We start from the raw sequence: 25095 nt of genomic DNA on the forward strand, positions 1-25095 counted from the left end.
CTCAGTTGTCGCGCTTCTCCTTGATCTTCGCGGCCTTGCCGCGCAGCTCACGGAGGTAGTACAGCTTCGCGCGGCGGACGTCACCGCGGGTGACGAGCTCGATCTTCTCGAAGATCGGGCTGTGCACGGGGAAGGTGCGCTCGACGCCGACGCTGAAGGAGACCTTGCGGACCGTGAAGGTCTCGCTGATGCCCGAGCCCTGGCGGCGGATGACGACGCCCTTGAACTGCTGGATACGGGAGCGGTTGCCCTCGATCACGCGGACGTGAACGTTGACGGTGTCACCGGCGCGGAAGGGCGGAAGGTCGCTGCGCAGCGAGGCGGCGTTGACGTCGTCGAGCAGGTGAGACATGTTTTCGTCTGCTTTCTTCGCACGATGCCACAGGTCATCGGGCGGGAGATCGTAATGAGAGTCGGGTGCCGCTTCGCCGGGCGGGCGTCTTTCCCCCTGTGGCAGGGGCGCACGCCGGACGTACAGCAGCGGCCTATTCTTCCACGGCCTCCGGCCTGCGCCAAAATCGACCGTCGGGACCGGGCCGCCATCCGAGGATGCTCAGCATCTCCCGGTCCTTCTTGTCGAAGGCGGACGCCTCGCAACGCTCGATCAGATCCGGCCTGTTGAGTGCGGTACGCCGGAAGGCCTCGTCCCGGCGCCAGCGGGCGATCTTCCCGTGATGGCCGCTGAGCAGCACATCGGGAATCGTGCGTCCGCGCCACTCCGGCGGCTTCGTGTAGACCGGGCCCTCCAGCAGGTTGGCCATCTCGCCGGGCGCGAAGGAGTCGTCCCGGTGCGATTCGGCGTTACCGAGGACTCCCGGCAGCAGCCGCGCCACAGCCTCCGTGATCACCAGGACCGCGGCTTCCCCGCCGGCCAGCACATAGTCCCCGATGGACACCTCGTACACGGGCATCCTGGTCGCGTACTCCTCGACCACGCGCCGGTCGATGCCCTCGTACCGGGCGGGGGTGAAGACCAGCCAGGGGCGCTCGGACAGTTCGACCGCGAGTTCCTGCGTGAACGGGCGGCCGCTGGGCGTGGGCACCACGAGGACCGGGCCGTGCGCACCCGCCTCGTAACCGGAGGCCAGAGCGTCGTCGAGCGCCTCTCCCCAGGGCTCCGTCTTCATGACCATGCCAGGGCCGCCACCGTAGGGGGTGTCGTCGACCGTGTTGTGCCGGTCGTACGTCCATTCCCGCAGGTCGTGAACGTGTACGTCGAGACGGCCACGGGCGCGGGCCTTACCGACCAGGGAGACCTTCAGGGGTTCCAGGTACTCGGGGAAGATCGTGACGACGTCGAGCCGCATCAGTCTTCGTCCCGGCTCGAGTCGATCACCGCGCGGTCGTCGATCAGCCCGGGCGGCGGGTCGATGACCGCCCGCTGGGCCTCCAGATCGATCCCGGTCACGATCTCCTCCACGAAGGGGATCATCACCTCGCTGCCGTCGGGCCGCTCCACGATGAAGAGGTCCTGGGACGGCAGATGCGAGATCTCGGTGATGCGGCCGACCTCTGTGCCGTCCGCGAGCACGACGTCCAGGTCCATCAGCTGGTGGTCGTAGTACTCCTCGGGGTCCTCCGGCATCTCCTGCGGGTCGACGTCGGCGATCAGCAGCGTATTCCGCAGGGCCTCGGCAGCCGTACGGTCCTTGACGCCCTCGAAGCGCAGCAGCAGCCGGCCGCTGTGCACCCGGCCGGCCTCGATGGTCAGCGGTCCCACGGAGGCGGGGTCGGTGGCGAGCACCGCACCGGGACCGAGCCGCAGCTCCGGCTCGTCCGTACGCACCTCGACGGTGACCTCACCCTTGATTCCGTGGGCGCGGCCGATCCGCGCGACTACCAACTGCACTCTGACCCCTCTTTGCGGCTGAACCGCCGCCGCTCTCGCGGAGGCGGTTGATCTCCATCGTGGTTACTCAACGGATGGTTTCGGGCGACTGATGGTTAGGGACGACAAAGGCCGGGGCGGGCCCGCAGGCCCTCCCCGGCCCGAGCCGGTGTCCAACTTTGTTCAGCGGACCTGATCCACGTCGACGAGGTCGACGCGGATGCCACGGCCGCCGATGGCTCCCACGACGGTGCGCAGGGCGCGTGCGGTGCGGCCGTTGCGGCCGATCACCTTGCCGAGGTCATCGGGGTGGACCCGGACCTCGAGCACACGCCCGCGGCGCAGGTCGCGTGAGGCGACCTGAACTTCGTCCGGGTTGTCGACGATGCCCTTCACGAGGTGCTCGAGAGCCTCCTCGAGCATGCTCAGGCCTCGGTCGACTCGGTGGACTCGGCTGCGTCCGCAGCCTCGTCCGCCTTCTTGTCGGCCTTCTTCGCCTTCGGGGTGATCGCCTCACCCTTCGGCTCGTCGCCCTCGAGGCCCTTGGCGAAGGCGTCGAACGCGGCACGCTTGTCGGCCTTGGGCTCGGCGACGAGCAGCGGCGCCGGGGCCGGCAGGCCCTTGTGCTTCTGCCAGTCACCGGTGAGCTTGAGGATTGCGAGAACCGGCTCGGTCGGCTGCGCGCCGACACTCAGCCAGTACTGCGCACGCTCCGAGTCGACCTCGATGCGCGACGGGTTCTGCACCGGGTGGTACAGGCCGATCTCCTCGATGGCCCGGCCGTCACGGCGGGTACGGGAGTCGGCGACGACGATGCGGTAGTGAGGCGAACGGATCTTGCCCAGACGCTTCAGCTTGATCTTGACTGCCACGGAAGTGGTGTCTCCTGGTCTTGACGTGGTTGGGCACAACAAGATGCCACGTGGGGTTGCGGTACTCGGGTGCCCGATGGACGCGTCAGCCGGAGGCGAGAGGGTTCCTGTGCGGCTGTCGAGTACAGCTAGCCATTGTGCCACACACCAGCGGCGCGTCCTTACGCAGCGCCCTTGCGCAGCGCCCCTACCCCGCGGCGCCCACAGCCACGGCTTCCGGGATGCGGAAAGGCTTGCCGCATCCGCCGCAGACGATCGGCGCCTGGGCGAGCACGGACGGGACGACCCGCACATTGCGTCCGCAGTCGCAGACCGCCTTCACCCGGACACCGCCTCCGGAGGACCCGTGCCGGGCGGCCGGTCCGCGGAAGCTGCGCTTGGTGTCGGCGGCCGTCGCCGCGGTGTGCGCCTTGAGGGCCTTCTGCAGCCGGTCCATGGTGGGCCGGTAGCGCTTCTTCGCCTCGGGATTGAGCGTGACCAGGGAGAAACCGCTGCTCGGGTGCGGCTCCTCGGAGTGGTCGAGCCCCATCTCCTCGGCGATCGCCAGGAATCTGCGGTTGTGGTAGCGGCCGGCGCGCGAGGTGTCGCGGACCCCCCGGGCGGCGGCGATGCCATGGACTGCCTCGTGCAGCAGTCGTTCGAAGGAGAGCTCGGCGCCGCAGGCGGACGAGGACTCTCCGATCAGGGACTCGGGCGCGGCAAGGTCCGGCAGCTCGGGGTGGTACCGCTGAATATCGGCCCACGCCCCTGCCAGCTCTGCGGCGAGAACAGGTGGTGTCGTGCTCACGTCGTGACAACGAGCCGAGGTGCCCTGGTGTTCCGATTCCGGGCCATCCCAAATAATTTGCACGTACCCGTCAGTTGCCGCTCATGCGTCGCGACGAGGGCGGGTGCGCCGATCTGCGGAGGAGTCGCGCAGCTCGCAACAAGCCGGTACGTACCGGCGCGTACGCCCCGGCGCGTAGACAAAGTCCGCACACCGAGGCGTCGGTTCCCCCCATTACGTCCGGGGCGGAACAGCAGACTCAGTAGGCACGCGCCACGATGGCGACAGTACCCGGGGCGTCGTCCGCCCCCGGTACCGAACCGTCCTCCGCGACGAGACACCGTACGGACACCGCCTGCTCGGCGAGCTTCGCCTCACCCTCCGGGCCGAGGTCGGCCCACGGGATGCGTGCCCAGCCGCCCGCGACGGCGGCCTCCGCGGCCTCCTCGATGGTGCGTACGTCGCTGGTACGGGACTCGCGGCGCTCCCGCGACTCGAGCAGCAGTTGCGCCTGGTCCTCCTCCAGGACCTTGGGGAGCAGGTCGGCCAGTGCCTCGATCTGCACGGGAGTCTTGCCGCCGGGAATGCGGCGGGCCAGCATCGCGGTGCCCGCCTCGAGGTCGCGGGGGCCGACCTCGATCCGCACGGGCACACCCTTGAGCTCCCAGTCCACCGCGCGGCGCCCGAAAGGGGTGTCGGTGCGGTCGTCGACCTGTACACGCAGGCCTGCCGCCCTCAGCCGGTCGCCGAGCTCCCGGACCTTGGCGACCGCCTCGTCACCCTTGATGGCCATGACGACGACCTGGACGGAGGCGAGACGCGGCGGGACGCGCAGCCCGTTGTCGTCGCCGTGCGACATGATCAGCCCGCCGACCATGCGGGTCGAGGTGCCCCACGAGGTCTGCCACACCAGCTCCTGCTTGCTGTCCTTGGACAGGTACTGCGTGTTGAAGGCCTTGGCGAAGTTCTGGCCGAGTTCGTGGCTCGTACCCATCTGCAGCGCCTTGCCGTCGCCCATCATCCCTTCGAGGGTGAGGGTGTTGATGGCGCCCGCGAAGCGCTCCCTGGCGGTCTTGCGGCCGAGAACGACGTCGATGCCGAGAACATTGACCATGAAGTCGGCGTAGACGTTGCGGTGGATGTGCGCGGCGTAGTCGCGGGCGTCCTCGTACGTGGCGTGCGCGGTGTGGCCCTCCTGCCAGAGGAATTCGGTCGTCCGGAGGAAGACGCGCGGCCGCATCTCCCAACGCACCACATTCGCCCACTGGTTGATGAGGAGGGGCAGGTCCCGGTAGCTCTGCACCCACTTCGAGAAGTACTCGTTGATGATCGTCTCGGAGGTCGGCCGGACGACGACGGGCTCCTCCAGCTCTTTGCCGCCGCCGTGCGTGACGACCGCCAGCTCGGGCGCGAAGCCCTCGACGTGCTCGGCCTCCCTCGTCAGGTACGACTGCGGGATGAAGAGCGGGAAGTACGCGTTCTGGGCGCCGGCGTCCTTGATGCGGGCGTCCATCTCCTGCTGCATGCGCTCCCACAGCCCGTAGCCGTACGGGCGGATGACCATCGTGCCGCGTACCGGGCCGTTGTCGGCCAGCTCGGCCTTGTTGATCAGGTCCTGGTACCAGCGGGGGAAATCCTCCGCCTGGGGCGTGAGAACGGGAGCCTTTGCCATGGCGCGAATGGTACGGCTCCGGCGCCCGCGAGCGTGAATCGAGCCGCCCCACTGGACGCGGGCGCGAATGCGCAGTTCCCTGGCATACAGGGGGAAGCACGAGCGCACATACAACGGGGGGCTGTCCACTTTCGGGGCACAGCTGACCTCTCGGCGGATTGGGGCGCTTTCTATGACACCTACGCTCGTCCGGCACCATCCGGTTGCGGCAGCGGCTTCCAGCGGGGAGCGGGCCGCACAGGCCCGTGACTGGGCCGAAATCCAGGAACGGATGCTGGTGCCGCTCTACGAAGCGGTGTACGAACGGCTGGAGGTCGGCCGTGACACGCGGCTGCTCGGCCTCAGCTGCGGTTCCGGGCTCGCGCTGCTCCTGGCGGCGTCCCGTGGCGTTCGGGTCACGGGCGTCGACGCGGACGGCGAGCGCCTCGCGCTGGCGCGCGAGCGGCTCGCCCCGGAGCGGACCGAGGGCGCGCGCGACGATGCCGCGCACCTGGTGCAGGGCGGACCCGCCGAAGCCGCGGAGGCCGGCGGTCCCGCCTACAACCTGGTGACCGCCTTCCAGCCCATCGGCTGTGCGGCTGGTGACAGCGAGGGCCTGGTGCCCTCGCTGGAGGCCGCGGCCGGGCTGGCGGAGCGGGGCAGCTCGGTGGTGCTGGCCGGCTGGGGTCCGCCGGAGCGCTGCACCACCTCGGCGGTGCTACGGGTGGCGACCCGGCTCTCGGACCGGATGCGTACGCCCGGCGGGTGGCGGCCCGCCCTCCGGGACGACCTGGAGGACGTGGCCCAGCGCGCAGGACTGAAACCGGACGGCTCGGGCCGGGTGGCATGCCCGTTCGGCTACGCGGATTTGGATAGCGCGATACGGGGGCTCCTGTCGACCGGCCTGTTCGAGGCCGCCCGTCGGGCCACCGACCAGGCGCAGGTGGAGAAGGAGCTCACCGAGGCGCTGCACCCGCATGTGCGCCGCGACGGCACCGTGTGGATGCCGAACGTCTTCCGCTACCTGATCGCCCGTACGCACTAGAGACGCGAAAGGAGCCCACGACCCCTGGGGGTCGTGGGCTCCTTTCGCGTTCGGTGCGTCAGCCCATGAACTTCTTGAACTCGTCCGGGAGTTCGAAGTCCTGGGTCTGCTGCCCGGCCGGCAGGCCGAAGGCGCCACCCGCCTGGGCGGCCTCCTCGCGGCGCGCGGCCGCGGCCTGCTCCTCGGCCTTGCGCTTCATCGGGTTACCGCTCTTGCGCTTGCCCTTGGCCTGCTTCTGCTGCTTCTTCTGCCGGCCCGGACCGCCACCCATGCCCGGCATCCCCGGCATGCCCGGCATACCGCCGCCCTGGGCCATGCGCGACATCATCTTGCGCGCCTCGAAGAACCGCTCCACCAGGTTCTTCACCGCGCTGACGTCGACACCCGAGCCCTTGGCGATACGCGCCCGGCGCGAGCCGTTGATGATGGTCGGGTCCTGGCGCTCGCCCGGCGTCATCGACTTGATGACCGCGGCCGTGCGGTCCACGTCCCGCTCGTCGATGTTGTTGATCTGGTCCTTGATCTGTCCCATGCCGGGCAGCATCCCGAGCAGCTTCGAGATCGACCCCATCTTCCTGACCTGCTCCATCTGAGCCAGGAAGTCGTCGAGCGTGAACTCCTTGGGGCCCTTCGCCAGCTTGGCCGCCATCTTCTCGGCCTCGGCCTGGCTGAAGGTCTGCTCGGCCTTCTCGATCAGGCTGAGCATGTCGCCCATACCGAGGATGCGGGACGCCATGCGGTCCGGGTGGAACGCGTCGAACTCGTCCAGCTTCTCGCCGTTGGAGGCGAACATGATCTGGCGGCCGGTGACGTGCGCGATCGAGAGCGCGGCACCACCACGGGCGTCGCCGTCCAGCTTGGACAGCACCACACCGTCGAAGCCGACGCCGTCACGGAACGCCTCGGCCGTGTTGACCGCGTCCTGACCGATCATCGCGTCGACGACGAAGAGCACCTCGTCGGGGCTGACGGCGTCGCGGATGTCCGCGGCCTGCTGCATCAGCTCCTGGTCGATGCCGAGGCGGCCGGCGGTGTCGACGACGACGACGTCGTACTGCTTGGAGCGGGCGTACTCGATGGAGTCCTTGGCGACCTGGACCGGGTCACCGACGCCGTTGCCGGGCTCCGGGGCGTACACGGCGACGCCGGCGCGCTCCGCGACCACGCTCAGCTGGTTGACCGCGTTGGGGCGCTGAAGGTCACACGCGACGAGCAGCGGCGTATGGCCCTGGCCCTTCAGCCAGAGGCCGAGCTTTCCGGCGAGGGTCGTCTTACCGGCACCCTGCAGACCCGCGAGCATGATCACGGTCGGAGCGGTCTTGGCGAATCGCAGCCGGCGGGTCTCGCCGCCGAGGATGCCGACGAGCTCCTCGTTGACGATCTTGATGACCTGCTGGGCTGGATTCAGTGCCTGTGAGACCTCGGAGCCGGCCGCCCGCTCCTTCACCTGCTTGATGAAGGCCCGTACCACGGGAAGCGCGACGTCCGCCTCGAGCAGGGCGATGCGGATTTCCCGTGCCGTGGCGTCGATGTCCGCCTCGCTGAGGCGCCCCTTCCCCCGGAGGTTCTTGAACGTCGCTGCAAGGCGGTCGGAGAGGGTATCGAACACAGTGGTCGCAGATCCTCGGCTCGGTGGCGGTGGTCGGCCTCCAGGGTATCTGGCGCGAGCAACAAGAGACCCTCGCCCACCGTATTCGGCGGGCGAGGGCGGGACCCCCGCGTGGGCGGGGAGCAATGTCGCATCCATGTCGGCCTAGGACAGCCGGCCCGGATCACCCCCGCATCGGCGGGGACACAACTGTCCAACGCCCGGCACGGCGAGGAGTTACGCGCGCAGCGCCTCCTCCAGCGTCCGGGCGACTTCCGCGGCGTCCTTCTCGGAGAGGGGTGCGCCTTTCGCGCCCGTGACGTAAAACGCATCCACCGCGTTCGCGCCCAGCGTGCTCACGTGGGCGCTGCGGACCCGTACCTCCGACGACTCCAGCGCCCGGCCGATCCGGTGCAGCAGGCCAGGCGCGTCCTGTGCCCGCACCTCGATCACCGTCGCGAGCCTGGAACCCGCCGGCGCGACCGTCACCCGTGGCGGCGGAGCCGTCACCCCGCGCCGCCGGGGATAGGCCGCCTCCCGCTCGGCGAGCCGGGCCGGGATGTCAAGCGAGCCGTCCAGAGCCCGGACGAGGTCGGCGCGGAGCCGCGCCGGCTGCGGCAGCGAGCCGAACTCCGCGGCCACCCGCCAGCTCAGCAGCAGGACACCGCCCGTGGCGGCCGGCTCTCCGAGCTCCCCGGGCAGCTCGACGGACCGGAGGTCCGCCGCGCGCACGGTCAGCCGGTGCAGCGCCAGGACGCCGGCCGCCGCCGGGAGGACACCGGGCTGGTCCGGCACGGCGATGAGCAGCTCGACGCCGACCGGTTCCGGCTCGCCGCCCTGCGTGGCCTCCGCCTGGGCATGCAGCGCCAGGACGGCCGCCCCCGTGCGGTGTGCCTCGATCGCGAGCCGTTCCTGTTCCGCGCTCGGAGCCACCTCGTCGGGCGCGTCGGGCTCGTCACCGGCCAGCACCGCCGCGACCCGGGTGACCAGGTCGGCGACGAGCGAACCCCGCCAGGTGCTCCATGCCGCCGGCCCGGTGGCCAGCGCGTCGGCCTCGGTGAGGGCGTGCAGGAGCTCCAGCGTTCCGACAGACCCGACGGCGGAGGCCACCGCACGCACCGTGGCCGGATCGTCCAGATCCCGCCGGGTGGCGGTCTCGATCAGCAGCAGGTGGTGGCGCACCAGGGTGGCGAGCACCGCCACGTCGTTCCGGTCGAAGCCGATCCGCGCGGCCACGTCCCGGGCGATGACCTCTCCGGCGACGGAGTGGTCACCCGGCCAGCCCTTGCCGATGTCGTGCAGCAGGGCTGCCACCAGCAGCAGGTCGGGGCGGCCGACCCGCCGCGTCAGCGAAGAAGCCCGTACCGCCGTCTCCACCAGGTGCCGGTCGACGGTCCAGGTGTGTACGGGGTTGCGCTGCGGCCGGCACCGGACCCGCTCCCAGTCCGGCAGCAGCCGGGTGATCAGGCCCTCGGCCTCCAGCGCCTCCCACACGGCGACAGTCGGCTCACCCGCGCCGAGCAGGGTGACGAGCTGCTCGCGCGCCTCGGCGGGCCAGGGCACGGGCAGTGGCCGAGCCAGGTTGAGCCGGCGGACCGCGTGCATCGAGATCGGCAGCCCGGACTGGGCGGCGGCCGCGGCGGCACGCAGCGGCAGCACGGGGTCGCGTTCGGGCCGTGCCGCGAGGGCGAGTACGACTTCGCCGTCCTGCTCGACGACGCCCTCGGCGAGCGGGGCGCGCTCCGCGGCGGCCTTCGGCCCGCCTCCGAGGAGGGTGCGCAGCCGCGGCCGGGACGACCGGGAGCGCAGTACCCGGTTCACCTCGCGCCAGGTGACGTCACTGGCGTACGAGACGGTGCGTGCCGCCTCGTACACCTGGCGGAGCAGGGCGTCGGCGTCCAGCAGCCCCAGATCCCGAGCGACCTGCTCCTGTTCCTGGAGGGCGAGCCGGTCGGTGGCCCGTCCGGTGGCGAGGTGCAGCGCGTCCCGTGCGTCGAGCAGCTTCCGCCGCGCCTCGGCCAGCCCCTCGCGGGGCGCGTCGGCGAGCCATGACGCGGCGACAGCACGCAGGGCCGTGGCGTCCCGCAGGCCGCCGCGGGCCTCCTTGAGGTCGGGCTCCAGCAGGAACTGGAGCTCGCCCTGCCGCTCGGCGCGTTCCTGGCACAGCTCGTTCAGTTGGGGCAGCCGCTTGGGCGCCTGGTTGCGCCAGTCGGCAAGTACGGCCGTCCGGAGTCCGGCGGTGAGCCCGAGGTCACCGGCGACCGGCCGCGCGTCGAGCAGACCCAGCTGGACCTTCAGATCCTCGCCGGCGGTCTTACGTGCCTCAGCGGGCGTCCTTACGGAATGGTCGAGGGCGAGGCCCAGATCCCACACGGGGTACCAGATCCGGTCCGCCAGCGAGGCCAGCGCGCCGGCGTCGCCACTGCCGTCGTGCAGCAGAAGCAGATCGAGGTCGCTGCGCGGGGACAGTTCGCCGCGCCCGTACCCGCCGACGGCGACCAGCGCCGCGCCGCGTACTCCCGTCTCCTGCGCCGCGCCCGTGAACAGCGCGGACAGCCAGTCGTCGGTCAGCCCGGCCAGCCCGGAACGGCGCGGCGGCCCGGACCGCGACTCCTCCTGGAGGAGTCGCAGCCGGGCCGCCGCATAGCCGCTGGGTCCCGAGTCTGCTTGCTCAGTGGTGTCTTCGAGGCTCGTCACCCAGTAGCTCCGTTTCGTGGCCGATTCTGCGAGTCAGAGCGCGTCCGGGCCGCGCTCGCCCGTCCGGACCCGGACGGCCGTCTCGACCGGCACGCTCCACACCTTGCCGTCACCGATCTTGCCGGTACGGGCGGCCTTGACGACGACTTCGATGAGCTGTTCGGCGTCCTCGTCCTCGACCAGCACCTCGATGCGGATCTTCGGTACGAGATCGACGGTGTACTCCGCGCCGCGGTAGACCTCGGTGTGGCCGCGCTGCCGTCCGTACCCGCTGGCCTCCGTCACCGTGAGCCCGTGAACGCCGAAGGCCTGCAGGGCCTCCTTGATCTCGTCCAGCCGGTGCGGCTTCACGACTGCTGTGATGAGCTTCATGCGTCCACCTTCTTGTTCTGCGGCGCGGCCGCCGCCGTCTCGTCCTGGACCGGGGCGGTGACGGCCGTACTCCGGGAGGACGAGCCGCCGCCGGCTCCGCTGAAGTCGTACGCGGTCTCGGCGTGCTCGACCTGGTCGATGCCGGAGACCTCGTCGTCCTCGGTGACCCGCATCCCCATCGTCTTGTCGATCAGGAGGGCGAGAACCGCGGACGCGACCAGAGAGTAGGCCAGGACGGAGAAGACACCGATGGCCTGCTTGCCGAGTTGCTCCAGCCCGCCGCCGTAGAAGAGGCCCGCGACGTCGGACTGCACACCGCCGGTGGCGAAGAGGCCGACGAGGAGCGAGCCGGCGACACCGCCGACGAGGTGGACGCCGATGACGTCGAGGGAGTCGTCGTATCCGAACTTGTACTTCAGGCCCACTGCCATGGCGCACAGGACGCCGGCGATGGCTCCGACGGCGATCGCGCCGAGGGGGCTGACCGCACCGCCGGACGGGGTGATCGCGACGAGGCCCGCGACCGCACCGGAGGCGGCGCCGAGCGTGGTGAACGAACCGTGGCGCAGCTTCTCGTAAGCCAGCCAGGCGAGCATCGCCGCGGCGGTGGCGACCTGCGTGTTGACGAACATCACCGCGCCGACACCGTCGTCGTTGCCGAGCCAGGAGCCCGCGTTGAAGCCGAACCAGCCGAACCACAGGAGACCGGCACCGAGCATCACCAGCGGGAGGCTGTGCGGACGCATCGGGTCCCGCTTGAAGCCGACACGCTTGCCGATGACCAGGATCACGCCGAGGGCCGCGGCACCGGCGTTGATGTGGACGGCCGTACCACCGGCGAAGTCGATCACACCCATTTCGAAGAGCCAGCCGCCCGCGCCCCACACCCAGTGGGCGACGGGGAAGTACACGACGGTGACCCAGAGCGTGATGAACAGCGCCCAGGCGGTGAACTTCACGCGGTCGGCCAGGGCGCCGCTGATCAGTGCCGGCGTGATGATGGCGAACATCAGCTGGAACACGGCGAACACGTAGATGGGGATGGTGTAGCCGTCCCAGAGCTGTGTGAGGCCGATACCGCTGAGTCCGACGAAGTCGGAGGACCAGCCGATGAGGCCGGACGAGTCGGTGCCGAAGGCGAGGCTGAACCCGTACAGCACCCACAGGATCGTGACGATCCCGAGGCTGATGAAGCTCATCATGAGCATGTTGAGGCTGCTCTTGACGCGGACCATGCCTCCGTAGAAGAAGGCAAGGCCCGGCGTCATCAGCATGACCAGGGCGGAGCAGATGAGCATGAACCCGGTGTTGGCGGCAGACAGCTCGGGGGCGTCTGCGGCAAGCGTCGTGATGCCTGGAGGCATCGGCGTCTCCTCGTCGTCGGTACGGCCGCGTGCGGGCGGAGCGTGAAGACTTGCGGCTGAAGGGGCGGACCGGTTATGCGCCATGAGGTTGCAGCAGCGCGGTTTCGGTCGATGCCGCACGATGTTTCGCGCCAGTGACGAAGAGGTCGGGCGTGTTACGCCCCTATGAACTGCCGGGTCGCGGGGCGTCGCTTTCGTTATCGTGCCGCAACCGGCATCGGGGGCCGCCCGCCCAAGACGAGACCGGCCGCGGCAGCACCCGGTTGACCTGGCGTGAGGGAGCCGGTCGGGCTTTACGGGGTTACTGTCGCGGCCGGCGCACGAGGGGCCCGGCGACGGGCCTCAGACCGCCTCCGCGGATTCGGGCAGCTGGGCGGCGAGGTGATCGGTCAGCCGGACCACCTCGGCCACGTCCCCGAAGTCCCTGGCGGCCACGTCCACGGTCTTGCGCAGCCTGGTGTTGACCCGCTCGGACCGGACCCGCTTGGCCACGCCGAGGGCCCGTTCCGCCAGGACCGTGCACTGTTCGGGCTCGCGCTGCATGAGGTGCACGGTGGCCATGCCGATCAGGTTGAGCGCGTAGGAACGCTGGTGCACGTCGTCCTTGCCGAACAGCTCGACGGCGCGCTGCATCACCGGTTCGGCGAGGGATGCGTAGGTGGGGCTGCGCCCCGCCACATAGGCCAGGTCACGGTAGGAGTGGGCGTTCTCGCCGTTCAGCTCGGCCTCGGAGAAGAAGCGGATCCAGTCCGGCTCGGGCTCGCCGTCGAGGGCCGAGTCGCTGAAGGTGTCCTCGGCCATCCGGACGGCCCGCTTGCACCGGCTGGGCTGGCCCATGTTGGCGTACGCCCGGGCCTCCATCGCATACAGCATCGCCTGGGTGCGCGGGGTGGCGCAGTCGCGGCTGCCGTACTGCGCGAGATGGATGAGTTCGAGCGCGTCCTCGGGGCGTCCGAGGTGAATCATCTGGCGGCTCATGTTGGAGAGGATGAACGAGCCGAGGGGCTTGTCCTCCGCCTCCTTCGCGGCGTGCAGGGCGAGGACGAAGTACTTCTGGGCGGTGGGCTGGAGGCCTACGTCGTAACTCATCCAGCCGGCCAGTTCGGCGAGTTCGGCGGCGACTTTGAAGAGCCGCTTGGCGGTGTCCGCCGGCTGAGGTTCCTGGAGCAGGTCGGTCACCTCGTGAAGCTGGCCGACAACCGCCTTGCGTCGCAGGCCGCCGCCGCACTGGGCGTCCCACTGCCGGAACATCACCGTGGTGGACTCCAGCAGGTCCAGTTCCGGCTTGGACAGCCGGGAGGGGCGGCGCGCGGCGGCCGCGGTCTCCGGCAGGCCGAGGCCGGTGGCGGGGACGGGCACCAGCCAGCGCTGCATCGGTTCGATGAGGGAGGGGCCGGCGGCCAGGGCGAGCGACGTGCCGAGGAAACCGCGCCGCGCGAGCATCAGGTCACTGCGGGAGTACTCGCTGAGCAGCTGGACGGTCTCCGGACCCGCCCAGGGCAGGTCGACGCCGGACACCGAGGGTGACTGGTGTGCGGTACGCAGGCCGAGGTCCTCGATGGCGACGACGGTCCCGAATCGCTCGGAGAAGAGCTCGGAGAGGATGCGCGGGATCGGCTCGCGGGGCTGCTCGCCGTCGAGCCAGCGGCGTACGCGTGAGGTGTCCGTGCTGATGTGGTGGGCGCCCATCTGGCGGGCCCGGCGGTTCACTTGGCGCGCCAGTTCACCCTTCGACCAGCCACTGCGTACGAACCACGAAGCCAGCTGCTCGTTGGGGCGCTTCTCAGCGTTCGTACCGCTTCCGCCGTTGCCGCCCACTGGACGCCCCCATCCCGCTCTGCCACTTTGTGCGAACCCGTATCAGAATGCCGCGAGTTGCGGCCGCCTGTCCCGTGGAACCACCCACTCGAACAGGAAACCGAGTTGCCTCCGGCATACCCATGCCCGCACACAACTCAGGGTTTTGTGCACTGAAAGTAATCCTACGATCACGCCTTCGGCCATGGCGATTCCAGAAACGCCACCATTCGCCACCCCTTCGAATGAACTCGCGTGCGGCTGGTCGCGATTCACTTGACACAGGACGGTCAGGAGTTGGCGGAACGGTGTACGCCAGGGCGCCCGCCTCGCGCTCGCACTCCCCCCTCGTACCGCTGCACGCCGGCACCGGCGGACGCGACGGTGCGTCACCTGGGGACTCCTGGTCGTAACCACCGGCGCGTTCTACCCGTTGGAGGGGGCATGGGCTTCACGATCGGCGGCATCCGGGAGATGCGGTCCGGCTCACGTCGCCGCGGCCGCACGACAGAGTGCACAGCGGTGGCCGAGTACACCGGACTGTGGGGCTGGGACGCGGTCCCCGGCGCGCGAGCGGCCGCCGGGGTCTGCTCCTGCGGCGACGCGCGGTGCGGGTCGCCCGGCGCCCACCCGCTGGCGTTCGCCGGCGAGGTGCACGCGGGGGCCACCCTCGACGAAGTCTCCAAGGCATGGGGCGAGTTCCCCGGTGCCTCGGTCCTGCTGCCTGTCGGGCGGTCCTTCGACGTCCTCGACGTGGCGGAAGCAGCCGGGCGTCGCGCGCTCGTCCGGCTCGAGCGGATGGGGCTGCCCCTCGGCCCGGTCACGGTCACTCCGGACGGCCGCGCCCAATTCTTCGTCGCCCCCGGCGCCGCCGAGGAACTTCCCCAGCTGCTCTACCGCATGGGCTGGGACGACGCCGACCTCGACCTGCGAGGGCTCGGCCGCGGCACCCATGTGACCGCCCCGCCGTCCGACCACGGCGGCCTGGGGCCGGTCGGCTGGCTGCGCCCGCCGGCCCTGGAGACGGCCGGCCGGCCTCCGCAGGCCCGGCTGCTGCTCGGCACCCTGGCGTACATCTGCCACCGCTCGGCGGCGTGAGGGCGGACGGTTCCGGACGCGGATGGGCCCCACCGCATGTGCCACGCGGTGGGGCCCATCTCCGTACGAATCGATTCCGCGTACGAACGAGTCGGCGTACGAGACGCTAGTCGCCGATCAGCGCGTCCACGAACGCCTCCGGCTCGAACGGCGCCAGGTCGTCCGCGCCCTCCCCCAGGCCCACCAGTTTCACCGGTACGCCGAGCTCGCGCTGGACCGCGATCACGATGCCGCCCTTGGCCGTACCGTCGAGCTTGGTCAGCACGATGCCGGTGATGTCCACGACCTCTGCGAAGACCCGCGCCTGCACCAGGCCGTTCTGGCCCGTCGTGGCGTCCAGCACGAGCAGCACTTCGTCCAGCGGTCCGTGCTTCTCGACGACGCGCTTGACCTTGCCCAGCTCGTCCATCAGTCCGGTCTTGGTGTGCAGCCGGCCGGCGGTGTCGATGAGGACGACGTCGGCGCCCTCCGCGATGCCCTCCTTGACCGCGTCGAAGGCGACCGACGCCGGGTCGCCGCCCTCGGGTCCGCGGATCGTCCGCGCGCCGACCCGGTCGCCCCAGGTCTGCAGCTGATCGGTGGCCGCGGCCCGGAACGTGTCGGCGGCGCCGAGCACCACACTGCGCCCGTCGGCCACCAGGACGCGGGCGAGCTTGCCGGTGGTGGTGGTCTTGCCGGTGCCGTTGACCCCGACGACCATGACGACACCGGGGGTGTCCAGGCCGCTCTCGGTCTTCACCGCGCGGTCGGCATCGGTGCCGATGAGCTTGAGCAGCTCCTCGCGGAGCAGGAGGCGCAGGTCCTCCGGAGTACGTGTGCCGAGCACCTTGACCCGCTCGCGCAGCCGCCCGACCAGCTCCTGGGTGGGAGCGACACCGACGTCTGCCGTGAGCAGGGTGTCCTCGATCTCCTCCCAGGTCTCCTCGTCGAGGTGCTCGCGGGAGAGCAGCGTGAGAAGGCCCTTGCCCAGCGTGTTCTGAGAGCGGGAGAGCCGGGCGCGCAGCCGAACGAGACGGCCGGCGGTGGGCTCGGGCACCTCGATCGCGGGCGCGGGCGGCGCCGCGACCACCGGATCTTCGACGGCGGCGGGTTCGGCGACGGCCGTCGAGGCGTCGGGGAGATCCACCTCCTCGATCGTCCGGCGTGGCTCTTCGACCGTCGGTGCGGCGTCCTCACCGACCTGAGGTTCGGCGGGCGGGGCAGTGATGGTCGGCGTACTCGACGGTGCCGCGGGCGGCAGCTGCTTCTTCTTGCGGCTGCTGACCACGAGCCCGCTGATCGCGCCGACCGCGACCAGGGCGATGACTACAGCAAGGATGAGGATTTCCATAACGGATCCAGTATCGGCCACGACCGTGCCGGACCAAGCGACCTGGAGCTTCCCACAAACACGAATGCCGCAATTTGTGTCTTCCGGGACACATATCGGAAGATGTGGTTTCCCCTCCCCCCTCCCTCACGGAGTATGCATGCCTGCCGAGCCCGACGGCGCGATAGAGACCCGCGGCCTGGAGCCCGTCCCCGACGACGAGCGCACGGGCCGCGTCCGTGAACTCTTCCCCACCTGGGTAGCTGCCAACATCAGCGTGCTGCTGCTCACCATGGGCGCCGGTCTGGTGGTGTTCAACGGGCTCAACATCTGGCAGATCCTCGTCGTGGCCCTCACCGCACCCGTCGTCTCGTACGGGATCGTCGGCCTGATCTCGATCGCGGGCAAGCGCGGCGGCTCACCCGGTATGGCCCTCTCCCGCGCGGTCTTCGGCCAGCGGGGCAACCTGTTCCCCGGCTCGCTGATCTGGGTCGCGCGCTGGGGCTGGGAGACGATCAACGCCGTCACCGGTGCGTACGCGCTGCTGACCGTGCTGGATCTGCTGTTCGGTATCAGGAGCAACACGGGACTCATCGTCGTGACCCTGCTGCTCTTCGTCGGCTGCACCTTCCTCGTCTCGGGGCTCGGCATCAACGCGCTGCGGGTGTGCAGCAAGTGGTCGACCTACCTCTTCGGCGGCTTCAGCGTGCTGGTGCTGGCCTACCTGATCGCGGGCACCGACTGGTCGGCCGTCTTCGGCAAGCCGGCCGGTTCGACCGCGATGATGATCGCCGGCATCGGCACGATCGCCGCGGGCGGCATCAGCTGGGTCCCCTCGGGCCCGGACTTCACCCGCTACCTGCCGCGCAAGGCGTCGTCGAAGGGGATGGTCGGAGCCACGGTGGGCGGAGCGGGCGTGGTCGTCCTGCCGATGGTGCTGATGGGCGCGGTCATGGCCGTCGGCACGCCCGACCTGGCCTCGGCCTCCGACCCCGTCTCGTTCATCGGCGAGCTTCTCCCGACCTGGCTCGCCGTTCCGTACCTGCTGATCGCCCTGGTCGGCATGCTGCTGATCAACTCGATGTCGATGTACTCGGCCGGGTTCACCGCGCAGACGCTGGGCATCAGGGTCCCGCGCGCCTGGGCGGTCAGCGTGAACGCCGTCATCAGCCTGGTCTTCGGCTTCCTGCTGATGGTGGTGGCCACGAGCTTCTTCGGCTCGTTCATCTCCTTCCTGACGCTGCTCGCGGTGGCTTTCTCGGCATGGATCGGCGTCTTCGGCGTGGACATGCTGCGCCGCCGCACGTACGACGGCGCGGCCCTGATGGACACGACCCGCACCAGCGCGTACTGGTACCGGGGCGGCTTCGCCTGGCAGGCCATGGCGGCGTGGGCCCTCGCGCTGTCCGTGGGCCTGCTCTTCACCAAGGTCGACTGGTTCGCCGGCCCGCTGTCCGCCGGATGGATCGGCGAGAACGGCCTGGGCTGGGCGGTCACCGTGCTCGTCGCGGCTCTGCTGTACGCGGTGCTGCCGCGGACGGCCGCCGTGGAGCCCGCCCCCGCCGTCGCGGCGGAGCCGGAGCGTGCCGAAACCCTGTCTATCTGACGCTACGTCAGCTAGCGTCGTTCTTCGCCAGCCTGCCTGCCTGCGTGCCGCGCCCGGCGAAGGGGGACGTTCCTCATGGCCATCACCGTCGTCCGGTTCAACCTCGTGGACCCCGACGCCACCCCCGAATCGCTTTCGGCCCGCTACCGGGCCGCCCTGGAGATGGCCGCGTACGCCGATGACCGGGGCATCGCCACCCTCCAGACGGAGGAGCACCACGGCGTGGCCAATGGCTGGCTGCCCTCTCCCTTCGTGTTCGCGGGCTCGGTCTTCGGCGCCACCCGCCGGATCGCCGTCACCGTCTCCGCGATCATCGGGCCGCTTTACGACCCGCTGAGGCTGGCCGAGGACATCGCCGTACTCGACCTGGTCAGCGGCGGCCGGCTGGTCACGGTCGCGGGCATCGGCTACCGGCCCGAGGAGTACGAGCAGCACGGGGTCGAGTGGAGCCGGCGCGGCAGGCTCCAGGACGAGGTGCTGGAGACGCTGCTGCAGGCGTGGACCGGGGAGTCGTTCCCGTACCGCGGCCGTACGGTACGCGTCACCCCCCGCCCGTACACCCGGCCGCACCCACTGCTGCTGGTCGGCGGCAGTTCACAGGCCGCGGCCCGCCGCGCCGCCCGTCTCGGTCTGCCGTTCTTCCCCAGCGCGCACCTGCCCGAGCTGGAGGGGTACTACCGCGCGCGGCTGGCGGAGTACGACACCGAGGGCTGGATCATGATGCCCGCCCCCGAGACCCCGCTGCTCCACATCGCCGAGGACCCCGACCGGGCCTGGGCCGTATACGGGGAGCACTACCTGCACGAGGCCCGCACGTACTCCTCCTGGCAGTCGAAGGACATCCGCTCGGCGGTGCGCTCGGCCGCCACCACCGTGGAGGAGCTGCGCGCCGAGGGGGTCTACCGGATCCTGACGCCGGACGAGTGCGTCGCGTTCGCGGAGTCGCGCGGCGACGCGGGCAGCCTGGTGCTGCACCCGCTGTGCGGCGGCATGCCGCTGGACGAAGGCTGGCGCAGCCTGCATCTGCTGTGCGAACGGGTACTGCCCCGGCTCAAGGACTGAGCCGGGGCAGTTTCCGTGGCCGAGGAGACGGGCAGCGGGGATTAGCCCATCTCCTCCAACGCCTTGCCCTTGGTCTCCTTGACGTACTTGAGCACGAAGGGGATCGAGAGCACGGCGAAGATCGTGTAGATGATGTATGTACCCGACAGGCTCCAGTCGGACAGGCTCGGGAAGCTCGCGGTGATGGCCCAGTTGGCGATCCACTGCGCGGCGGCGGCGACGCCGAGCGCGGCGGCGCGGATCCGGTTCGGGAACATCTCGCCGAGGAGGACCCAGACCACGACACCCCACGACAGTGCGAAGAACAGCACGAAGACATGGGCCGCGGCCAGCGCGACGACGCCTTGGGTAGGGGGCAGTTTGCCGTCGACGAGGTCCGCGGAGAAGGCCCACGCCTCCAGCGCGAGGGCGATGGCCATACCGGCGGAGCCAATGAGCGCGAGCGGCTTGCGGCCGATCCGGTCTACGAAGATCATCGCGATCACGGTGCCGACGATGTTGATGATCGACGTGGTGAACGACCAGAAGAACGAGTCACTCGGGTTGATCCCCACCGACTGCCAGAGCGTCGCCGAGTAGTAGAAGGCGACGTTGATGCCGACGAGCTGCTGGAAGACCGACAGTCCGATGCCGACCCAGACGATCGGCAAAAAGTAGAAGCGGCCGCCGAGCAGATCCTTGAACACCGGCTTGTGCTCACGGTGCATGGCGTGCTCGATCTCGGCGACGCGGGCGTCGAGATCGACCCCCTTGCCCTCGACGTCGGCCAGGATTTTCTTCGCCCGCTCGATCTTGCCCACGGAGATCAGGAAGCGGGGGGACTCCGGAATGGCGAAGGAGAGCAGCCCGTACAGCGTGGCCGGGATCACCATCACGCCGAGCATGACCTGCCAGGCCTCGATGCCGAGGACCTCGTTGCGGTCGCCGCCGGCCCAGTTGAGGATGCCCCAGTTGACGAGCTGGGAGACGGCGATGCCGACGACGATGGCGGCCTGCTGGAAGGAGCCGAGCCGGCCGCGGTACGCGGGCGGGGAGACCTCGGCGATGTACGCCGGGCCGATCACGGAGGCCATACCGATCGCGATACCGCCGAGCACGCGCCAGAACGCGAGGTCCCAGAGGGTGAATGGCAACGCGGAGCCGATGGCGCTTGCCGCGAAGAGTACGGCGGCGATCTGCATCACGCGGATTCGGCCGATCCGGTCGGCGAGGCGGCCGGCAGTGGCGGCGCCGATGGCGCAGCCGATCAGCGCGATCGCGATGACCTGGCCGAGGGTGCCCGAGCCGATCCCGTACTTCTCACCGATGCCGCCCACCGCACCGTTGATGACGGCACTGTCGTAGCCGAACAGGAAGCCGCCCATGGCGGCCGCGGCGGTGATGAAGACGACATGGCCCAAGTGTTCAGGCCGAGGGGAACTGCCTCCGGAAGGCGACGCCTGAGCGGTGCTGGTCAACATGGTCTCCTCGTGCCCGCCTGGGGCGCGGACATGTGGGGGGCGAACGCTTCTAGTGGCTCACGAGTTCTCGTCAGCCACTACTTGAAGGCAAAACTGGCGCTGCCGAGACTATGCCTTCAAGCTTCGAAGACAATACCCGGCCAACTTGAGCGTTCAGGCAGTTTGCCGCGCGATTCCTTCAAGGCTTGAAGATTTCGTGGAGGTCAGCGCAGGCGCTGGCTGATGACCTTGGACACCCCGTCGCCCTGCATGGAGACGCCGTACAGCGCGTCCGCGACCTCCATCGTCCGCTTCTGGTGGGTGATGACGATCAGCTGGGAGCTCTCCTGAAGCTCCTCCATGATCCGGATCAGCCGCTGCAGGTTCGTGTCGTCGAGCGCGGCCTCGACCTCGTCCATGACATAGAACGGGCTGGGCCTGGCTTTGAAGATGGACACCAGGAGGGCCACGGCGGTCAGCGACCGCTCGCCGCCGGACAGCAGCGAGAGCCGCTTGACCTTCTTGCCGGGCGGGCGCGCCTCGACATCGACACCCGTGGCCAGCATGTTCTCGGGATCCGTGAGGATCAGCCGGCCCTCACCCCCCGGGAAGAGCCGTGAGAAGACGCCCTCGAACTCCCGCGCGGTGTCCCGGTACGCCTCGGTGAAGACCTGCTCGACACGCTCGTCGACCTCCTTGACCACCTGCAGCAGATCGGCCCGGGTCTTCTTCAGGTCTTCAAGCTGCTCGGTGAGGAACTTGTGCCGTTCCTCCAGCGCCGCGAACTCCTCGAGCGCCAGCGGATTCACCTTGCCGAGCTGCTGGTACGCCCGTTCGGCCGCCTTCAGCCGCTTCTCCTGCTGCGCCCGGACGAAGCGAACAGGCTGGTTCCGCGGATGCGCGGGGTCCTCCGGCAGCTCCTCCCCTTCCGCGGGCGGCGAAGGCGGCACCAGTTGGTCGGGCCCGTACTCGGCAACCAGGCCGGCCGGCTCCACCCCCAGTTCCTCCAGAGCCTTCGCCTCGAGCTGCTCGATACGCAGCCGCTTCTCGGCGCCCAGCACCTCGCCACGGTGTACCGAGTCCGTGAGCTTGTCGAGCTCGCCCTTCAGTTCGCGTCCCTGGTTCCGCTCGGCCGTCAGGTCCTGTTCGCGGGCGGCCTTGGCGCTCTCCGCCGCCGTCCGCTCCTCCCCGGCGCGTACGAGCGACACCTCCACGTGCGCCAGTAGCTGGCGGGCACCGGAGGCGACCGCGGACGCCACCTCTGCCTCGTGCCGCAGCCGGGCGCGCCGCTGTTCCGCGCGCGCTCGCGCCTCGCGCTCCGCGCGCGCCCCACGGTCGAGGGCGTCGGCCCGGCCCGCCAGCCCCTTCACGCGCTCCTCGTGCGTACGGACCTGGAGCCGGGCCTCCATCTCGGTCTGCCGGGCGTTGGCGCCGTCCGCGGCCAGCCGGTCGCGCACGGAGGTGTCGGGTTCCTCCTCCACGGGCATCTCCTCGGCGACCAGGAGCCTCTCGGCCAGCTCCTCCGCCTCCGCGGTCGCCCGCTCCAGCGCCTCCTGCGCCTTGGCCGCCGCCGCGGTGCTCCTCTCGGCCTCGCCCGCCGCGCCGCGCGCCTGGCCCGCGAGCCGCCCCAGCTGCTGGGCGACTCCGGACTTCGCCTGCTCGGCGGCCCGGCGCCGCTCGCCCAGCTCCTCGACCAGCGCCGCACAGCCCGCCCGCCGTTCCCCCGCCCGGTGCTGCTCCTGCGCCAGCTCCTCGCACCGTACGGCCAGCTCGGAGAGCTCGGCCGCCGCCTCGTCGACGGACGCCTGCACCTCCAGGAGGCTCGGCGCCCCCGCCGACCCGCCCTGCGCGAAGTGCGCGCCGAGTACATCGCCCTCGGCGGTGACGGCGGTGAGCGCGGGCTGCGCGGCGACGAGATCCTCCGCGTCCTCCAGCGTCCCGACGACCACGACGTCCCGCAGCAACCGCCGCAGTGCGGACATGAGCTCGGCGGGCGCCTGCACGAGATCGGCGGCGAAAGGCGGTGGGGAGCCGGCCCCGTTCAGCGCGCCGGGGCTCGCGGCCCGGCCGGGGACGGCCTCGGGGACCGGGGATCCGCTCAGCAGCATCGCCGCGCGGCCGGCGTCCTGTTTGCGGAGCAGGCGGATAGCCTCGGCCGCCGTCGACGGGCCGGATACGGCGATCGCATCCGCCGCCGCGCCCAGCGCCGCGGCCACCGGGACCTCGAAGCCCGGAGTCACGGTGAGCAGTTCGGCGGCCGGGCCGAGCAGACCGGTCAACCGGTCCTGCGCCTCCAGCAGGGCGCCGGTGCCGTCCCTGCGGCGCAGCCCCATGGCCAGCGCGTCGTGGCGGGCGGAGGTGGCGGCCCGGCGCCTCTCGGCGGCCGTGGCCGCCTCGCGCGCGGAGCCGAGGTCCGACTCCGCCTCCGCCAGCGCCCGCTTGGCGGCGTCGTACTGCTCGGCCAGCGCCGAGTCGTCGGCGTCCAGCCCGTCCACTTCGGCCTGGAGCTGCTCGTACTCCTCCTGCGCTGCTACCGCGCGCTCCCGCGCCGAGTCCCGCGCCTCGGCGAGCCGGTCGATCTCGGCCTGGGCCGAGCCGGCCCGGCTGCGGGCGGCGTTGACCTGCCCGTGCAACCGGGCGAGCCCTTCGCGCCTGTCGGCGATGGACCGGGCCACATCCTTGAGCCGCCGCTCCTCCCGAGTCAGTTCGCGCTCCAGTTCGGAGCGGTGCGTGACCGTGTCCTCCAGTGCCCGCTGGGCCGCCTCCAGAGCAGCCTCCAGCTCCGCCTCCTGCTCGCGGATGCGCGCGGCCTCGCGTTCCATGTCCTCGGGGTCGCGGCCGCGACGCTCGTCGGGCGGGGCGGCGGTCGCGCTTTTGACCCGGGCGTCGGCAAGGCCGATCGTGCCGCGCACCCGTTCGGCGAGCTGCGACAGCTCGTACCAGGTCTGCTGGGCCCGTTGCAGCCGCGGCGCCAGTCGGCGTACCTCGTCCTCCAGCGCGGCCTCCCGCTGGAGCGCCGTCCGCAGTTCGGCCTCGGCAGCCTCCTTGCGTGCCTTGAGTGCGGCCTCGTCGGCGACCTCGGCGTTCAGCGCGTCGCGCAGCGTGACGAGGTCGTCGGCGAGCAGCCGCAGCCGGGCGTCGCGCAGATCGGCCTGGATGACGGCGGCGCGCCGCGCGACCGCGGCCTGCCGGCCCAGCGGCTTGAGCTGCCGCCGCAGCTCGTCGGTCAGGTCCTGTACGCGGGCCAGGTTGGCCTGCATCGCGTCGAGCTTCCGCAGCGCCTTCTCCTTGCGCTTGCGGTGCTTGAGGACGCCGGCGGCCTCTTCGATGAAAGCCCGCCGTCCCATCGGATCGGCGTGCAGTACGGAGTCGAGCTGGCCCTGCCCCACGATGACGTGCATTTCGCGGCCGATACCGGAGTCGGACAGCAACTCCTGGATGTCCAGCAGCCGGCAGGTGTCGCCATTGATCTGATATTCGCTGCCGCCGTTGCGGAACATGATCCGCGTAATGGTGACCTCGGCGTACTCGATGGGGAGCGCACCGTCGGAATTGTCGATGGTGAGGGACACCTCGGCCCGGCCGAGCGGGGGCCGCCCGGTGGTGCCGGCGAAGATCACGTCCTCCATCTTGCCGCCGCGCAGCGACTTGGCCCCCTGTTCACCCATCACCCACGACAGCGCGTCCACGACGTTGGACTTGCCGGAGCCGTTGGGACCGACGACGCAGGTGATGCCGGGCTCGAAGCGCAGCGTCGTCGCGGAGGCGAAGGATTTGAACCCGCGGAGGGTCATGGCCTTGAGGTGCACGCCGCCGGACTCTACCTTTCACGTTCGGTTTCGCCCATGAAGGTGCAGGGCACATTCGACGGTAAAGGGAAGCAGGCGCAAGGCCGGAGCTCGGTGAATCCGGAAAGAGCCGGGTGGATCCGGAAAGAAAGAAGGGACGCCGAAGCGTCCCTTGCACATCTTGCATGTTGTAGGAGTCAGCGGCTGAATGGGCAAGCCCGACCGGCCAGGGGCCGGGGTCAGGTGAGCGCAGGCTCCGACTGGGGTACGTCGATGTCGATGCTGTCCAGCAGCGAGTCTCCGTGCTGAGCGGCGGCGGTCAACGCGTCGTTCTCGGACTGGATCCGCATAAGCTCGGACTCCAGGTCCTGGACGCGCTGCTGAAGCCGTCGCATCTCGGCGAGGAGTCGCGGGTCGGAGCCGCCGACGTAACCGAGAAGCGCCTTTGCCATGATGGATGGTCCTCCACACTGAGTGACCGACCGAAGCGGTGTGGGTCGTGAGGGAAATCGCACCCGCGGTGCTCGGCAGCGCTTGTCATCACTGCGGTTCTACTGCCAAACAGCTAAGGTGCGCGGGGCTTCCAGCGTCTCACCAAAAAGTTTGACGGTCAACACGATCACGCCCCGTATCGGCGGGCGACCCGGGGGCCAGGGGCCGCGTAGACAGCGGCGCCGGCTCTCCGTCGGGGCCCTCGGGGCGTGGAGATCATCCTTACTCCGGCAGCCTTCCATGAGATGCCGTTCTTTGGCAACCACCTGCTGATTTCCGTCCTGAGCGCGGGTCCGGGGACACCACCCCGGCACCCACCGC

Annotated in this window: 20 protein-coding genes; 4 read left to right on the top strand and 16 right to left on the bottom strand. The window is 70.2% G+C overall.

What is annotated here, in order from left to right:
- Position 1: 1 nt before the first annotated feature.
- From rplS to proS, 7 genes are all read right to left on the bottom strand, one after another.
- Entirely contained in the window at positions 2–352 is a 351-nt protein-coding gene (rplS, locus tag AB0M62_RS20625; protein WP_366075697.1) for a 50S ribosomal protein L19, read from the bottom strand.
- A 133-nt stretch (positions 353–485) separates the two neighbouring features.
- Complete coding sequence (gene trmD / locus AB0M62_RS20630; RefSeq protein WP_366075698.1) at positions 486–1307, bottom strand: tRNA (guanosine(37)-N1)-methyltransferase TrmD; 822 nt, start codon at positions 1305–1307, stop codon at positions 486–488.
- Positions 1307–1849: a ribosome maturation factor RimM gene (rimM, locus tag AB0M62_RS20635; protein WP_366075699.1), complete on the bottom strand. Its 543-nt coding sequence runs from the start codon at positions 1847–1849 to the stop codon at positions 1307–1309. The genes trmD and rimM overlap by 1 nt, the downstream gene beginning before the upstream one ends.
- A gap of 162 nt (positions 1850–2011) precedes the next feature.
- Positions 2012–2251 carry an RNA-binding protein gene (locus tag AB0M62_RS20640; protein WP_362211881.1) on the bottom strand — a complete coding sequence of 80 codons (240 nt, stop codon included), beginning with the start codon at positions 2249–2251 and terminating at the stop codon, positions 2012–2014.
- A 2-nt stretch (positions 2252–2253) separates the two neighbouring features.
- Entirely contained in the window at positions 2254–2700 is a 447-nt protein-coding gene (gene rpsP / locus AB0M62_RS20645) for a 30S ribosomal protein S16 (protein WP_366075700.1), read from the bottom strand.
- Positions 2701–2887: 187 nt separating this feature from the next.
- On the bottom strand, positions 2888–3487 hold the full coding sequence (locus AB0M62_RS20650; protein ID WP_366075701.1) for a hypothetical protein: 600 nt from the start codon (positions 3485–3487) through the stop codon (positions 2888–2890).
- Positions 3488–3725: 238 nt separating this feature from the next.
- A complete protein-coding gene (proS, locus tag AB0M62_RS20655; protein WP_366075702.1) occupies positions 3726–5138 on the bottom strand; it encodes a proline--tRNA ligase in 1413 nt (470 codons plus the stop codon).
- Between the two features lie 172 nt (positions 5139–5310).
- Between proS and AB0M62_RS20660 the strand changes: the two genes are divergently transcribed.
- Positions 5311–6162, top strand: coding sequence for an SAM-dependent methyltransferase (locus AB0M62_RS20660; RefSeq protein ID WP_366075703.1), 852 nt, complete (start codon positions 5311–5313; stop codon positions 6160–6162).
- Positions 6163–6220: 58 nt separating this feature from the next.
- On the opposite strand, the gene ffh is transcribed toward AB0M62_RS20660, so the two are convergent.
- From ffh to AB0M62_RS20685, 5 genes are all read right to left on the bottom strand, one after another.
- Positions 6221–7771, bottom strand: coding sequence for a signal recognition particle protein (ffh, locus tag AB0M62_RS20665; protein ID WP_366075704.1), 1551 nt, complete (start codon positions 7769–7771; stop codon positions 6221–6223).
- Between the two features lie 216 nt (positions 7772–7987).
- Positions 7988–10447, bottom strand: coding sequence for a [protein-PII] uridylyltransferase (locus tag AB0M62_RS20670; RefSeq protein ID WP_366075705.1), 2460 nt, complete (start codon positions 10445–10447; stop codon positions 7988–7990).
- A gap of 33 nt (positions 10448–10480) precedes the next feature.
- The gene (locus AB0M62_RS20675; RefSeq protein WP_318102864.1) at positions 10481–10819 is read right to left on the bottom strand and encodes a P-II family nitrogen regulator; all 339 of its coding nucleotides are present in this window, start codon (positions 10817–10819) and stop codon (positions 10481–10483) included.
- Positions 10816–12183: an ammonium transporter gene (locus tag AB0M62_RS20680; protein ID WP_366075706.1), complete on the bottom strand. Its 1368-nt coding sequence runs from the start codon at positions 12181–12183 to the stop codon at positions 10816–10818. The genes AB0M62_RS20675 and AB0M62_RS20680 overlap by 4 nt, the downstream gene beginning before the upstream one ends.
- Before the next feature lie 342 nt (positions 12184–12525).
- Positions 12526–14001 carry a hypothetical protein gene (locus AB0M62_RS20685; RefSeq protein ID WP_366075707.1) on the bottom strand — a complete coding sequence of 492 codons (1476 nt, stop codon included), beginning with the start codon at positions 13999–14001 and terminating at the stop codon, positions 12526–12528.
- Between the two features lie 423 nt (positions 14002–14424).
- On the opposite strand from AB0M62_RS20685, the gene AB0M62_RS20690 reads away from it, so the two are divergent.
- Positions 14425–15078, top strand: coding sequence for a bifunctional DNA primase/polymerase (locus AB0M62_RS20690; protein ID WP_366075708.1), 654 nt, complete (start codon positions 14425–14427; stop codon positions 15076–15078).
- A 106-nt stretch (positions 15079–15184) separates the two neighbouring features.
- On the opposite strand, the gene ftsY is transcribed toward AB0M62_RS20690, so the two are convergent.
- Complete coding sequence (gene ftsY / locus AB0M62_RS20695) at positions 15185–16408, bottom strand: signal recognition particle-docking protein FtsY (protein WP_366075709.1); 1224 nt, start codon at positions 16406–16408, stop codon at positions 15185–15187.
- 139 nt (positions 16409–16547) lie between these two features.
- Here ftsY and AB0M62_RS20700 point away from each other — a divergent pair, with 139 nt between their 5' ends.
- Positions 16548–17993, top strand: coding sequence for a cytosine permease (locus AB0M62_RS20700; RefSeq protein WP_366075710.1), 1446 nt, complete (start codon positions 16548–16550; stop codon positions 17991–17993).
- A gap of 75 nt (positions 17994–18068) precedes the next feature.
- Positions 18069–19055, top strand: a complete 987-nt coding sequence (locus AB0M62_RS20705; RefSeq protein WP_366075711.1) for an LLM class flavin-dependent oxidoreductase — start codon at positions 18069–18071, stop codon at positions 19053–19055.
- 41 nt (positions 19056–19096) lie between these two features.
- Here the strand turns inward: AB0M62_RS20705 and AB0M62_RS20710 are convergent, their stop codons facing one another.
- The 3 genes from AB0M62_RS20710 to AB0M62_RS20720 all read right to left on the bottom strand — a co-directional run bounded on the left by AB0M62_RS20710 (position 19097) and on the right by AB0M62_RS20720 (position 24734).
- The gene (locus AB0M62_RS20710) at positions 19097–20515 is read right to left on the bottom strand and encodes a sugar porter family MFS transporter (RefSeq protein ID WP_366075712.1); all 1419 of its coding nucleotides are present in this window, start codon (positions 20513–20515) and stop codon (positions 19097–19099) included.
- Positions 20516–20718: 203 nt separating this feature from the next.
- Positions 20719–24303 carry a chromosome segregation protein SMC gene (gene smc / locus AB0M62_RS20715; protein ID WP_366075713.1) on the bottom strand — a complete coding sequence of 1195 codons (3585 nt, stop codon included), beginning with the start codon at positions 24301–24303 and terminating at the stop codon, positions 20719–20721.
- A 218-nt stretch (positions 24304–24521) separates the two neighbouring features.
- Positions 24522–24734, bottom strand: a complete 213-nt coding sequence (locus AB0M62_RS20720) for a hypothetical protein (protein WP_366075714.1) — start codon at positions 24732–24734, stop codon at positions 24522–24524.
- Positions 24735–25095: the final 361 nt, after the last annotated feature.

The organism is Streptomyces sp. NPDC051219, from assembly GCF_040682335.1.
Taxonomy (GTDB): domain Bacteria; phylum Actinomycetota; class Actinomycetes; order Streptomycetales; family Streptomycetaceae; genus Streptomyces.